General features: G+C 36.6%; 14 protein-coding genes, 1 pseudogene and 1 riboswitch. Of the genes and pseudogenes, 9 read left to right on the plus strand and 6 right to left on the minus strand.

Annotated elements, in window-relative coordinates; genetic code table 11:
• Position 1: 1 nt before the first annotated feature.
• Both AC0L8O_RS02140 and AC0L8O_RS02145 read left to right on the plus strand, forming a co-directional pair.
• On the plus strand, positions 2-856 hold the full coding sequence (locus tag AC0L8O_RS02140) for an ATP-binding protein (protein WP_473446419.1): 855 nt from the start codon (positions 2-4) through the stop codon (positions 854-856).
• Between the two features lie 9 nt (positions 857-865).
• Complete coding sequence (locus tag AC0L8O_RS02145) at positions 866-1,306, plus strand: GNAT family N-acetyltransferase (RefSeq protein ID WP_473446420.1); 441 nt, start codon at positions 866-868, stop codon at positions 1,304-1,306.
• Positions 1,307-1,442: 136 nt separating this feature from the next.
• Here AC0L8O_RS02145 and AC0L8O_RS02150 read toward each other — a convergent pair whose 3' ends face one another.
• Entirely contained in the window at positions 1,443-2,267 is an 825-nt protein-coding gene (locus AC0L8O_RS02150) for a manganese catalase (protein ID WP_026559085.1), read from the minus strand.
• Between the two features lie 145 nt (positions 2,268-2,412).
• On the opposite strand from AC0L8O_RS02150, the gene AC0L8O_RS02155 reads away from it, so the two are divergent.
• Positions 2,413-3,204 (plus strand): DUF2935 domain-containing protein, encoded by a 792-nt coding sequence (locus AC0L8O_RS02155; protein ID WP_473446421.1) that lies wholly within the window; start codon positions 2,413-2,415, stop codon positions 3,202-3,204.
• Between the two features lie 60 nt (positions 3,205-3,264).
• Here AC0L8O_RS02155 and AC0L8O_RS02160 read toward each other — a convergent pair whose 3' ends face one another.
• Genes AC0L8O_RS02160 through AC0L8O_RS02170 form a run of 3 tightly spaced genes read right to left on the minus strand, consistent with a single transcriptional unit; the run spans position 3,265 to position 4,514 of the window.
• The gene (locus AC0L8O_RS02160) at positions 3,265-3,582 is read right to left on the minus strand and encodes a DMT family transporter (protein ID WP_216776356.1); all 318 of its coding nucleotides are present in this window, start codon (positions 3,580-3,582) and stop codon (positions 3,265-3,267) included.
• A gap of 1 nt (position 3,583) precedes the next feature.
• Complete coding sequence (locus AC0L8O_RS02165; RefSeq protein ID WP_473446422.1) at positions 3,584-3,928, minus strand: DMT family transporter; 345 nt, start codon at positions 3,926-3,928, stop codon at positions 3,584-3,586.
• Entirely contained in the window at positions 3,921-4,514 is a 594-nt protein-coding gene (locus AC0L8O_RS02170) for a TetR/AcrR family transcriptional regulator (protein WP_473446423.1), read from the minus strand. The genes AC0L8O_RS02165 and AC0L8O_RS02170 overlap by 8 nt, the downstream gene beginning before the upstream one ends.
• Positions 4,515-4,698: 184 nt before the next feature.
• Between AC0L8O_RS02170 and AC0L8O_RS02175 the strand changes: the two genes are divergently transcribed.
• The 4 genes from AC0L8O_RS02175 (at position 4,699) to AC0L8O_RS02190 (ending at position 8,689) form a co-directional block, all read left to right on the plus strand.
• The gene (locus tag AC0L8O_RS02175) at positions 4,699-5,895 is read left to right on the plus strand and encodes a D-alanyl-D-alanine carboxypeptidase family protein (protein ID WP_473446424.1); all 1,197 of its coding nucleotides are present in this window, start codon (positions 4,699-4,701) and stop codon (positions 5,893-5,895) included.
• Between the two features lie 81 nt (positions 5,896-5,976).
• Positions 5,977-6,153, plus strand: a complete 177-nt coding sequence (gene tatA, locus AC0L8O_RS02180) for a twin-arginine translocase TatA/TatE family subunit (protein WP_026559080.1) — start codon at positions 5,977-5,979, stop codon at positions 6,151-6,153.
• Positions 6,154-6,424: 271 nt separating this feature from the next.
• A riboswitch (cyclic di-AMP (ydaO/yuaA leader) is annotated at positions 6,425-6,582 on the plus strand.
• Between the two features lie 129 nt (positions 6,583-6,711).
• Positions 6,712-7,368 carry a potassium channel family protein gene (locus AC0L8O_RS02185; RefSeq protein WP_026559079.1) on the plus strand — a complete coding sequence of 219 codons (657 nt, stop codon included), beginning with the start codon at positions 6,712-6,714 and terminating at the stop codon, positions 7,366-7,368.
• A 19-nt stretch (positions 7,369-7,387) separates the two neighbouring features.
• Positions 7,388-8,689, plus strand: coding sequence for a TrkH family potassium uptake protein (locus AC0L8O_RS02190; RefSeq protein WP_473448597.1), 1,302 nt, complete (start codon positions 7,388-7,390; stop codon positions 8,687-8,689).
• Positions 8,690-8,735: 46 nt separating this feature from the next.
• Here the strand turns inward: AC0L8O_RS02190 and AC0L8O_RS02195 are convergent, their stop codons facing one another.
• Positions 8,736-9,461: a ZIP family metal transporter gene (locus AC0L8O_RS02195; protein WP_473446425.1), complete on the minus strand. Its 726-nt coding sequence runs from the start codon at positions 9,459-9,461 to the stop codon at positions 8,736-8,738.
• Positions 9,462-9,577: 116 nt separating this feature from the next.
• Positions 9,578-10,585, minus strand: coding sequence for an ABC transporter substrate-binding protein (locus tag AC0L8O_RS02200; RefSeq protein ID WP_473446427.1), 1,008 nt, complete (start codon positions 10,583-10,585; stop codon positions 9,578-9,580).
• 153 nt (positions 10,586-10,738) lie between these two features.
• Between AC0L8O_RS02200 and AC0L8O_RS02205 the strand changes: the two are divergent.
• Positions 10,739-11,742: pseudogene (locus tag AC0L8O_RS02205) on the plus strand (FecCD family ABC transporter permease).
• The gene (locus AC0L8O_RS02210; protein ID WP_473446429.1) at positions 11,739-12,794 is read left to right on the plus strand and encodes a FecCD family ABC transporter permease; all 1,056 of its coding nucleotides are present in this window, start codon (positions 11,739-11,741) and stop codon (positions 12,792-12,794) included. Before AC0L8O_RS02205 ends, AC0L8O_RS02210 begins: the two are co-directional and overlap by 4 nt.
• Positions 12,795-12,812 lie beyond the last annotated feature (18 nt).

Here is a 12,812-nt window from a genome sequence, read left to right on the forward strand (position 1 = left end):
TATGGCTGAAAAAGGGCAGGCATCGGATTTACACGAAGTAAAAATGGTACAGCTGAACAATAAAGAACTAGATGTTGAGGTGAAGACCATTCCTACCATATTCTTAGAGGATCAAGCAGTTTATTTCATTATTAGAGATATTACAGAAAGAAAACTGGCACATGAAATGATGATTAACTCGGAAAAATTAACAGTTGCCGGACAATTGGCAGCAGGTATTGCTCATGAAATTCGCAATCCGATTACTGCAATAAAAGGATTTTTGCAGTTAATGGATAGCGGAAAAAACTATAATCAAGAATTTTTTTCGGTGATCTCTGCTGAAATAAATCGCATAGAAATAATCCTGAGTGAACTATTGGCATTGGCCAAGCCCCAATTAGAACGGTATCGCCATATAGAGATTCAAAGTATTTTAAAACATGTTGTTGCCCTTACCAAATCTCAAGCAATTTTACATAATGTACATATAACAACTAAGTTCCATTCAGACCCTTTATTTGTATTATGCGATGAAAATAAACTCAAACAGGTGTTTATTAATTTTATAAAAAATGCAATAGAAGCAATGGAAAATGAAGGGACCATTACACTAACTATTGACCAACACGATGATTATTTTGTTGTGATAAACATTCAAGATCAAGGACCGGGAATACCGGTGGAGATTCTTGATAAAATAGGAGAACCTTTTTTTACAACAAAAGAAAATGGTACAGGTCTTGGGGTAATGGTTAGTTTTGAAATTGTGAAACATCATAATGGAGCTATTAGTATTGATAGTAATTCTAATGGAACAACTATCTCGATTCAACTTCCAATTATAAAGTCTATTGAAAGAATAGTAAAAGAGTGAGGAAAACCTATGGAGATTAAGACGAAACGATTAAACATCAAGCCTTGTACACGAGATTTATTTGAAAGCTACGAAGAAGTAAAGCCTCATATCCAACTGTATTTGGAAGAGCTGGAATCGGATCAAGAACTTTTTGGATGGGGAGTGTGGCTCGTATTCTCTCAGACAGATCAACAATTAATTGGGGATATAGGTTTTAAAGGAAAGCCTGTTGATGGTGTTGTAGAGGTCGGATACGGAATTTCTCCTGATGAACAAAACAAAGGGTATGCTACCGAGGCAGTTGAAGCATTAGTTAACTGGGCTTTTCAAACAGGTAAAGTAAATAAAATCGTGGCAGAATGCTTAAAAACCAACGAGGCATCAATACGTGTATTAGAAAAACTGTTCATGAATAAGGTGGAACAGGACGAACATATGGTATATTGGGAAAAACATATTTTTCATTAAGTAAATGAAGGTCCTCCTATTGAAGATATGAGGACCTTTTTGTTTATAGGAAATTAAAAATTCTTGTACAATGGATAAGCATGTTGGCATCCAGCTATAGCACCTAGCCAGGAGGAGAAGGACGCCGCGCTTTTTGTTAACAACTACTTGGGGGTGTGTTGTGATATTCAGGCGGTGCTGGACGTGGAACTGGTTTTGGTGCGTGTGGTTGTGGGTGCTGGACATATTCAAATACACCTTGACCATCCATACTTGGTCCACTTGCCCAACGGCCTCTTGCGCTTTCTTCTCCTCTTGAGAGATTCATAAATTTATAAGAGAACTCCTGTGCCTCTAATTGTATTGGGAATGTATTTGGTACTGTTCTTCCTTCCTTCGCTTCAAGCTCAGCGATGGCTGCTAACCACTGGTTTTGATGCATGCGATCTCGTGCAATTAAAAATGAGAGCATATCTTTTACTCCGCGGTCATCTGTCATCTCATACAAACGAACAGCTTGTAATCGTCCTTGTGACTCGGCATTAAGGTTCGCACGAAAATCAGCTAATAAATTACCACTAGCAATAATATAATCTGCTGTCCATCGGTTACCAACACTATCAGCAGGCATTGCGCCTAAACCCGAAACAATCGCATGTTGTGGATTCATCCCCCCAAGTACAGCTTCGATAACAGGGTTTTTGGCAGCTTCTTCTTGGTCTTTTAAAGGGGCATTATCTAGTAATCTGCCGATCATGACCGAAAGCATTTCAATATGTGCAAGTTCCTCTGTTCCTATATCTAATAACATATCCTTATACTTTCCTGGACATCTTGTTGCCCAGCCTTGAAATAAGTATTGTAGGGCAACTGATATTTCACCAAATTGACCACCTAAGATTTCCTGAAGTTTTTTGGCGTAAGCAGCATCAGGACGATCGGGTTTCGCGTTGTATTGAAGTTCCTTGATGTGAAAAAACATGAAGAAACCCTCCTTGTTTGTATTGTGTGAACATGGATATATATATTCCATGATGAAATTGTCCTATTCCTCATTCATTCTCCTTTTACTAATACAAGCTCTATAAACATACATTTAAATGAAGATTGTTGAGAGGAGGAAAAAAGTGAAAACATTTGAGGAAGCTGCAGCATTTGAACATCAATTTTGGCTACAGGTACTGGGTGACCATGCAAGATTTATTCTGGAATCATTGGTTGTCATGGAAACACAGGATATTGAAAAAGCAAGGAGATTTAAAGATATATTCGATACCTTATTAAAAAAATCAAGAGAACAATCTAATCTAACAGCATTAACATTAGAAGCTGAGGAGTATGCTAAGGAGTTTCGTGAGTTTAAGCTTTCAATCATTAAAAGACATATTTCAGGGGAAATAAAGATTCATCTCACACCAACTTTTATTAATCATATGGTGAATGAGCTCGAAGAATATTTACTTGTTCTCTCTTATTTAAAAAGAAAGGAAGCACCACCGATCTTTCACGAGCTGCACCATCACTTATTGTGGCTATTAGATGCAGCAGGTCATGCAGGAGCTATTTCCGATGAATTAGATGCAACTGAAAAAAAGTTAAAACGGAAAAGTGATGAATATGTAAAAGAATTTGAAGAGTTTTATATAAAAGCAATCGAGTTATCAGGATACTTACGAGCTAATATTGATTCATTTCCTGCTTTAACAAGAATGAACAAAGAAGTTCAGCTTGAAATTGAGTTGTTTAGAGGATTTTTGGCCGAAGTTGAAGAAATGGAGCTGAATAAGGAAATGCTCAGCACGTTTTCACCTTTGATGGCAGATCATATGATGAGAGAGGAATGTTATTACTTAATGAAGGTGGCGGAATCTGCCCAAACTAAAATGCCATCTTGTGATCCGACAAAACCTAGAATATAAAAGAGTAGGAGGGCAGTCGTTTAAACGCTGTCTTCCTACTCATGAATTCTTCATGCAAATTTAAGATGGCAAAAACTTTAATCCAACAGTCGCGGATATGATTAAAGCAATAAACAAAACGCGTTTCCATTCGGCAGGTTCTTTTAAAAACAAAATACCAAACAATGCACTACCAGCTGTGCCGATTCCTGTCCAAACAGCATAAGCGGTTCCCATTGAAATCGTTTCTAACGCTAACGTTAACAATAAAAAGCTCGTACCAAACCCTAAGATTAGAAATAGTCCATTTAATAGATTCTTTTTCTCATTGAAACGGGCAATTGCAGCAACACCTGCTACTTCACAGAGACCGGCTAAAATTAGGAAAAACCAATCCATCTTAGTTCTCTCCTTTCACAGGCTGACCAGGTTCGGTCGTAACCATTTTAAGGCCGACAACCCCTGTAATTAGGACAGCACATAAAATAAGCTTTAACCAGTCTACCTCATTTGAAAAGAGGACAAGCTCGACAATGACAGTACCAGCAGCTCCTAACCCTGTAAACACTGCATATACAGTACTAATCGGAAGTTTTTTAGTTGCAGTAATTAATAAATAAAAACTTACGAAAATACATATTAGGGTACCAGCCCATTCCAAGCCAGTTGTTGCATGTTTTAAACCTGTTACCCAACTAACCTCAAAAAATGTTGATATATAGACAAGAAACCAATATTTATTCATTTTTGTGTTCTTCCTCCTTTTGAACCGTAATTCCTCTCCAAAAAATGTTCCAGGAAGCATGAAGTCTTCTTTGAAATCGATCTCTTCCACTATAAAGGAGTTCTATTTGAAGTGAATCAATAAGAGCGATATAGGAAATGGCTACTTCTTCCGCAGATACTTGAAAAGCCGTTCGTTGCGACTCTAAATACTGAAGCAAGAGAAGTTCGATACCATCTAAATATTGATACACTTTCTCCATCATTTGCTCATACAAATGGGATGGAGGAAGAAAAGCGTTTCGCAACAAAAACATGGTGGATGGATGTGTCTCATAGCGTTTACCATAGTCAGATAAAAACTGAAAGAGCTTATCATGTAATGATAGTGTGTGAAAACTTGAAAAATAATCTTGTAAATATTGTTTTTCATCTATGATTACTTCTTCGAGTATCGTGAAATATAATTCGTCTTTACCAGAGAAATGTGCATAAATGGATTGTTTTTTTATGCCGACATCTTTGGCAATAGTTGCAAGAGATGTGCCATCATAACCATTTTGTGCAAATTGAATTAATGCAGCATTTTTAATTTTAGAAGCAGACATATTATCAACCTTCCTTACGTTCGTCAGTCTATAGTATAAATTCTCTTTTTGTGAGAGTCAATCCCTCAATTACTAGTAGGAAATAAGTAGGGTTAGTTTCAAAATACTGACATTGCTTTTTTCAGTTAGGGCTTGTTATTCTATTCAAGAAAGAATAAGAACGATAAAGTATAGGAGTAGCATCATGAAAAAATTCTACCTTAAGTATGTTCTGATTGCTTTCGTCATATGCTCATTTATATTGCCAAAAACCATGGAAGTGGATGCTGCCGCAAACATGGAGAATAAGAATTTACAGCTTTATAGTGAAGCTGTTGTTCTGATTGATGCTGATTCAGGAGAGGTCCTTTACGAAAAAAATAGTAAAGAGAAGCTTCCACCGGCAAGTATAACGAAAATTGCTACAGCTATTTATGCAATTGAAAAAGGGAATATAAATGATCTTGTGACTGTTAGTGAGAATGCAAGAAATGTGGATGGAACTAGAGTATACCTGGAAGCAGGTGAACAGGTTCCATTAAAAAAGTTAATCCAAGGCTTAGTTATTAATTCCGGAAATGATGCAGGAGTTGCTATTGCAGAACATCTTAGTGGTTCTGTTGAACAATTTACCGAAGATTTTAATGAATTTTTACAACAAGAAGTGGGAGTAGAAAATACCCATTTCTCAAACCCGCATGGACTTCATGAACCAGATCATTTAACAACAGCAGAGGATATGGCCAAAATTACGCAATATGCAATACAAAATCAAACATTTAGAGACATCTTTCAAACGAGTGAATTGAAATGGGATGGAGAGAGCTGGGATACAACTCTTATTAATCATCATGAAATGGTACGAGACAAGGAGTATGAAGGAATAAAGGGTGGAAAAAACGGGTTTGTCCAGGAAGCGGGATTTACTCTTGTCACAACAGCTGAACGAGAGAATATAAGTTTGATTGCTGTAACGCTAAATTCAATGTACAGTCAGCAATCCTACGATGACACGATCACCTTATTGGATTATGGTTTTGAACACTTTGAAACAGATCTTGTACTAAAAAATGAAAAATTCACAGATGGATTTGATCATTCCTTCCTGGTTACAGAAGATACATCGTTTACAAAACGAAAGGGAGAAACGATTGAAAAAGAGGTAACTCCATCTGGTGAACTTATCGTCAAGGGTGAGGACCAAAGGATTATAACAGAAGTAGAACTTGATCAAGTTGAAAATGAAGAGAAAAACGAACAAATGAAAAGTGAGATCGTTACAAATGAAGAAGTGGTAGATCAGAACAAAGAGGAACTTCATTTATCTATCATTGTCCCAACAGCAGTCATCATCGGTTTATTTATTTCACTTCTTTTTTATTTTCAAATCCGAAAAATCTAAAAACTTATTTTGATTCAATAATAAGATTCATTTATAATGTTAGGTAAAGTCTATCACTCTTTAAGAAAGAAGTGTGTACACATGAATTTGGGATTCGGAGAAATCTTACTTATCTTGTTTGTCGCATTATTATTATTTGGACCTAAAAAATTACCGGAATTGGGAAAGGCTGCCGGTAAAACACTTAGAGAATTTAAAAATGCAACAAAGGGTCTCATGGATGATGAGGAGCCAGTGAATAAAAAAAGTAATCACTAAAGATATGGACACAGCAGACGATGCTTGTGTCTTTTTTGTTTTATAAAATATAACCTAGGAAAAGAATAAAATAAGACGATTGAATAAGGAAACAATAGATGTAAACGATTAATTGAGTGATTTTGAACAAATTTTATCAAAAAATGGGCTTTTTCATGCTTTACGATTGATTGGTGAGGGGAGTAAGATTACATTCATAAATAATATGAATGATTAAGTTAGTCGACTACTTAGTAAGAAAAGCACGTTTTCAAACAAAAAAAGAATAGATGATCAAAGATCGCTTAATCCTATAAAAATAGGAGCGGGGGACCCATGAAAGTGTCTTAACAGACTTGGGGTGAATCAAACATCTTTATAGATGGTTTGTAGGGCTACTCTTTTGCCCGAATCCGACAGCTAACTCCGCAAGCGTTAAAGGGATGACCATGTGCTTATGAAAAGACACAGGGACTCACTACCCTTGTGTCTTTTTGGGTTGTTTTGAAACTATTTGTACGCGTTGTTTTTAAAAACATAAGTAACTGACTACATTATGCATTGAAAGAAGGAATTTTTGTGAAGAAGCAATTTGCAGTATTTGGCTTAGGTCGTTTTGGTGGAAGTCTTGTAAAGGAGTTTCATGAGCTTGGAATTGAGGTTCTTGCGATTGATAAGAGTGAGGAAAAGGTCCAACAGTATGCTCCTTATGCGACACATGCAGTTAGAGCAAATGCCATAGATGAAACGATCTTAAAGCAGCTGGGGGTTCGAAATGTGGACCATGCTTTCGTTTCATTTGGTGATGATATTGAAGCAAGTATTTTAACATCTCTTATTTTAAAAGATCTAGGCATTCCGCAGGTATGGGCAAAAGCTCAAAATGACTACCATCAAAAGGTATTAGATAAAATTGGTGTAAACCGAGTGATTCATCCTGAGCGGGATATGGCAAAGCGAATTGCCCATCATATTATATCTGAAAAAATGATTGATTATATTGAGTTATCAAGGGAGTACAGTCTTGTAGAAGTCGTTGCCACAAAAAAACTATGTAATAAGACAATTTATGATTTAAATATCCCTTCAAAATATGGCTGTAATATTGTTGGTATTCAAAGAGGAGAAGACATTTGTGTATCACCTTCAGATGATGAAAGGATTACTGTAGGTGATGTCCTACTGATAATTGGTAAAAATAAAGATATTATTAATTTTGAAGAATCTGGTATGTAAAGTGAAAAAATTCATTAAAATGAATCCCTCACAGTTGCTGGTACTTGTTTTTGTTGTGTCGATAGCCGTAGGAACATGTGTTTTAAAGTTACCTTTTTCTACTCATGAGGAGATTAAATGGGTAGATGCATTATTCATTAGTACCTCAGCGATGACGGTAACAGGTCTTGCAACAGTAGATCCGGCTACAACCTTTACAACCTTTGGTCAGTTTATCATTGCCGTTCTTATTCAAGTTGGCGGCCTTGGAATCATGTCATTTGCCGTGTTAATTTACATGATGCTGGGAAAGAAGATAGGACTTAAAGAAAGATTGCTTATGCAACATGCTTTAAACCAAACATCTGTTGGTGGAATTATTAAGCTGGTGAAATACTTGTTTGTCTTTTCGATTACGATTGAACTGATTGCGATGATCTTCCTTTCTATTCGGTGGGTGCCGCAATTCGGATGGACTAAGGGGTTGTTTTTTAGCTTTTTTCATTCAATCTCAGCTTTTAATAATGCAGGTTTTGCACTTTGGTCGGATAATCTTATGCAATATGCAGGAGATCCTTTAGTGAATATTGTTATATCAATATTATTTATCATTGGAGGAATTGGTTTTACTGTTTTAGTCGATGTGTGGAAAAAGAGAAAGTTCAAAAAGCTATCTCTTCATACTAAATTGATGATTATTGGCACTCTTATTATTAATATTGTTGCAATGCTGTTTATCTTTTGTTTGGAATATAGTAACCCTGAAACACTTGGTCATTTCACATTAAAAGATAAGCTTTGGGCATCTTATTTTCAAGCTGTTTCACCAAGAACGGCCGGATTTAATACAATTGATATTGGAAGCATGGACGAAACAACATTGTTTTTTATCATTATTTTAATGTTTATAGGAGCAGGGAGCGGGTCTACCGGCGGAGGAATTAAATTAACAACAGCCTTAATCATAGCCCTAGCAACTATAAGCTTTTTAAGAGGGAAAAATGATATTGTTATATTAAAAAGAACAATAAATACAACATTTCTCTTGAAAGCACTCGCAATTTCAATGATAAGTATCGTATTTGTTATTCTTGGTATCTTGCTATTAAATTTAACAGAAAGAGATGCTTCATTTATTGATATCATGTTTGAAGTGGTATCAGCCTTTGGTACGGTCGGTCTTTCTGCAGGGCTCACAGTGACACTATCATCTGTTGGAAAACAGCTTATTATCTTCATTATGATCTTGGGCAAACTTGGTCCATTAACCTTAATGTTTTCTTTAGCAACACCATCAAAAGAAAAGATTCGTTATCCGGAAGAAGATATTTTAACTGGATAAATAAAACTAAGGGGTTCTCCATTTTGGAGAAGCCCCTTTAAACCGTTTATATGCTTGCTAAAAACAATGAAGCCAAAAGTCCTAAGGAAGCAACGAAGCCTACAACTGCACCACCTTCCTCAAATGCTTCAGGCATCATTGTTGAGGAAACCATCGCAAAAATTCCGCCAGCTGCAAAAGCTGAAATGATTGAAACAACGTGACTTGGTGCATGTTGAAGTAGTGCAAAGCCTAATAAAGAGCTAATGGATGAAAGACACACAACGATTAGCCACATTAGCAATATTTTCTTACGTTTATAGCCATCATGTTTCAGTCCAACAGTACTTGAAAGACCCTCAGGAAAATTACTTATTAAAACAGCAATAACCATTAAGTAGCTAACCGTTCCCTGTTCTAGTAAACTTACTCCAATAATAATTGACTCCGGAACGGCGTCAATTATTGTCCCGATAAAGATTGATAAACCGGAATGATTTTCAGGCCTCTTTTTTGATCGCTTACGTTCACTTCCTCCTTTTTTTGAAATAATGGCCTCAGAAAAAGTGAAAACTAAAGCCCCGGAAAGGAATCCAAGTGATGTTGCCCATAAACCACCTTCATTTACTGCTTCTGTCAGCAATTCAAATGAAGCAGCTCCTATTAATACACCTGTTCCAAATGACATAATTAGTCCGGTTATCTTCTTTGGAAGATTGGTGAAAAGCCCTACCAACGCGCCAAAGAAGATGGGTGATCCGGCAAAAGCACCCCAAAAAGCTGCCTGAAGCAAGATAGCTCATCTCCCATTTTCTGTTTAAGATATTGCTATTTTCCCCTTTTTAATTAAGAAAAAACAAAAAGTTAAATATAATTAAAGACGGCCAACATTGTTAGCCGTCTTTTATCTTATTCAGCAATCAATTTTTTTTCTATATCATCTAAAAGTAAGTTAGCGGCAATGACCCCACCGGCAGTATTCCAAATTGCATCATCAACTTTATATGCCTTTTCCGCTTTCACTACTTCTAGGTTTTTCCATAGAGAATCGTTTGTCCATTCTTCTTCCGTTTTAGTTGCTTCAGTATCACCGGGAGGTGCGTAGGTGAAGTAGAAGAGAATATCAGCATCTAATTGTGGGATAATTTCTTTGCCAACTTCACGCATAAATAAATCATCTGGATTATCCTTAAATAACTCTTGAACCGAACTTGAATGTTTTAATCCAAGCTTGTCAAAAATGACTCCAGAAAATGTATCAGTATAATAAACTCTTGTCATACCTGCCATAAAGCGTACAACAGAAACTTCCTGATTTACTTTATCGCCAAGTGAATCCTTCAAAGATGTAATTCTTGATTCAAAATCAGAAATGACCTTTTTGCCTTCTTCTTCACGATTAAGTGCTTTGGCATATAAATGAAAGTTTTCCTGCCAGTCTCCTCTTAATGTCTCAGAGAAAACAGTTGGTGCAATAGCCTTTAGTTGTTCGTATACTTTTTCTTGACGCATTTTGTTGCCGATAATTAAATCAGGTTTTAGTGCAGCAATGGCTTCCACATTTACTTCACTCTCAGTACCAACCACTTCAACATCAGCCATTTGATCTGAAATATGATCATACCAAGGCTCACCAAGCCAAGATTGAACAGCGCCAACCGGGGTTACTCCCATTGCCAAAAGGGCTTCCGTTCCTTCATTCGTTAAGATGACTACTTTTTCAGGAGTACCAGTAATTTCAGTAGTACCCATAGCGTGTTCAACTGTATATGTTTCGTCTGCAGGTGTATCACTTGCATCTTTTGCACCTTTAGAATCAGTAGTTCCTTCATTGTTGTTTCCACATGCAGCGAGAATAGAAAGAGTAAGGCTTAGTAAAAATAATGATAACCATGACTTTTTGTGTGTATTGCTCATGTTTTGACCTCCGTTGTTGATAATGATTTTCATTTACATACTGAATGATAAGGTGAAGTTAAAGTGTTGTCAATAGTTAATTGAAAATGATTTTCAAAATCAACTATATTTGATATTATGAAAAGGAAGTATGGATAGTTGCAAGGAGAAAATATGATATTAAAATCAAATTATCAAAAATCAATTGGTCTTATTTTAGGTTTATCATTACTCTTGCTTTTAATGTGTGGAAGTCTTGTGTTTGGATATGCAGATACGAATTTAAAGACTGTTTATGACGCATTTACAAGTTTTAATGGCACAAATGAACATATTATCGTCTACGAGGTACGTTTGCCAAGAGCTTTAATAGGTGCTACGGTAGGAGCCAGTTTAGCTTTGGCAGGGGCCATTATGCAGGCACTAACAAAGAATCCTCTGGCATCACCAAGTGTGTTTGGCATTAACGCCGGAGCAGGATTTTTTATTGTGGTTGCGGTTACTTTCTTTTATGTTAATACGTACCAGGGATTTACACTTATTGCATTTGCAGGAGCTGCTTTTTCAGCGTTTATTGTTTATTTTGTAGGTTCCTTTGGACGGGAAGGTCTAACACCTATGAAGCTAACATTAGCAGGAGCAGCAATGGCTGCACTCTTTTCATCTTTAACACAAGGGTTATTAGTTGTTAATGAAGCTGCATTAGATCAAGTTCTTTTTTGGTTAGCAGGCTCTATACAAGGGAGAAAGCTAGAAAGTTTATTTACCGTTCTCCCATATATTTTACCTGCCATCATGATTAGCTTGATTCTTTCTCAAAAGATAAATGTATTAACAATGGGGGAAGATGTAGCAAAAGGTTTGGGGCAAAGAACCGGCTTTGTAAAGTTAACAGGTGCTTTACTTGTGATTATTTTAGGGGGAGGGGCTGTAGCAGTTGCTGGTCCAATTGCGTTTATTGGGATTGTGATTCCCCATTTTGCAAGGTTTATAGTAGGAAATGATTATCGCTGGATATTTCCATATTGTGTTGTTCTCGGAGGCTCTTTACTTGTGTTTGCTGATATTCTAGCTAGATATATTGTTATGCCGGAAGAGATTCCAGTTGGTGTCATGACTGCTTTTATAGGAACTCCCTTTTTATTTACATTGCTCGCAGGGGGTTTAATCAATCATGAAAAAATATTATAAGCTTCGCTTTGGTTCAAATAAATTCTCATTCTTAATTGATAAAAAAGCTTTTGCCGTTTCTGTTATTCTCCTTGCCGTTACATGTCTTGTATTTTTGACGAGTACAGGAGTTGGTGAAGTACTCATTCATCCACTTAATGTGCTAAAGACCTTATTTGGATATGGGAACGAAATGGAAAATTTATTTATCTTTTCGTTTCGGCTGCCCAGAATTATGATTGCTTTACTAGTAGGAATTAGTTTAGCGGTTGCCGGTGCTATTTTACAAGGATTAATTCGGAACCCTCTTGCTTCGCCTGATATTATCGGAATAACAGGGGGAGGATCTGTTGGGGTTGTCTTATTTCTTATGCTGTTCAGTGATCAAAATAATTCGCTTTTTGTAAGTTTGAAATGGATGCCTGTAGCAGCATTCATAGGTGCCGCGATCGTCGGGATTCTCGTTTATTTGTTATCATGGAAAAATGGAGCTTCTTCTATTAGGCTTGTGTTAATTGGAATTGGTTTATCAATGCTTGCTCAATCTCTGACAACATTATTTATGGTGAAAGGTCCGATTTATCAAGCCTCACAAGCAAATGTATGGATTACCGGAACCGTATATGGAGCAACATGGGAGCACGTTCGGATTTTAACACCCGTTGTTGTTATCTTACTATTTATAAGCATCATTTCAATTCGGAATGTTAATATTCAAGAGCTTGGTGATGAGCTTGCAACAGGGGTAGGAAGTGCAGTTCAACGAAATCGTTTTTTACTATTACTGTTAAGTACAGCATTAACAGGTAGCGCAGTTGCCTTTGCAGGTGTTATTGGTTTTGTGGGATTAATGGCTCCACATATAGGGAGAAGACTCGTGGGATCATCATTCGGAGCCCTCCTTTCAGTATCGGCATTAATCGGAGCGATTCTGGTCATGTTGGCTGATCTTTTAGGAAGAGTATTATTTTCTCCTTTGGAGGTTCCGGCAGGAGTATTTACTGCAGCAATTGGGGCACCATATTTTATTTATTTGTTATACAAAACTAGAAACAATTAACAATAGACCATACAAAAG

The sequence above is a fragment of the Metabacillus sp. KJ11-3 genome (assembly GCF_055808295.1).

Excerpts from the sequence above, each read along its gene's own strand:
- AC0L8O_RS02140 (WP_473446419.1), top strand. The coding sequence starts at position 2 with ATGGCTGAAAAAGGGCAGGCATCGGATTTACACGAAGTAAAAATGGTA.
- AC0L8O_RS02145 (WP_473446420.1), top strand. The coding sequence starts at position 866 with ATGGAGATTAAGACGAAACGATTAAACATCAAGCCTTGTACACGAGAT.
- AC0L8O_RS02150 (WP_026559085.1), bottom strand. The coding sequence starts at position 2,267 with ATGTTTTTTCACATCAAGGAACTTCAATACAACGCGAAACCCGATCGT.
- AC0L8O_RS02160 (WP_216776356.1), bottom strand. The coding sequence starts at position 3,582 with ATGGATTGGTTTTTCCTAATTTTAGCCGGTCTCTGTGAAGTAGCAGGT.
- AC0L8O_RS02165 (WP_473446422.1), bottom strand. The coding sequence starts at position 3,928 with ATGAATAAATATTGGTTTCTTGTCTATATATCAACATTTTTTGAGGTT.
- AC0L8O_RS02170 (WP_473446423.1), bottom strand. The coding sequence starts at position 4,514 with ATGTCTGCTTCTAAAATTAAAAATGCTGCATTAATTCAATTTGCACAA.
- AC0L8O_RS02175 (WP_473446424.1), top strand. The coding sequence starts at position 4,699 with ATGAAAAAATTCTACCTTAAGTATGTTCTGATTGCTTTCGTCATATGC.
- tatA (WP_026559080.1), top strand. The coding sequence starts at position 5,977 with ATGAATTTGGGATTCGGAGAAATCTTACTTATCTTGTTTGTCGCATTA.
- AC0L8O_RS02190 (WP_473448597.1), top strand. The coding sequence starts at position 7,388 with ATGAATCCCTCACAGTTGCTGGTACTTGTTTTTGTTGTGTCGATAGCC.
- AC0L8O_RS02200 (WP_473446427.1), bottom strand. The coding sequence starts at position 10,585 with ATGAGCAATACACACAAAAAGTCATGGTTATCATTATTTTTACTAAGC.
- AC0L8O_RS02210 (WP_473446429.1), top strand. The coding sequence starts at position 11,739 with ATGAAAAAATATTATAAGCTTCGCTTTGGTTCAAATAAATTCTCATTC.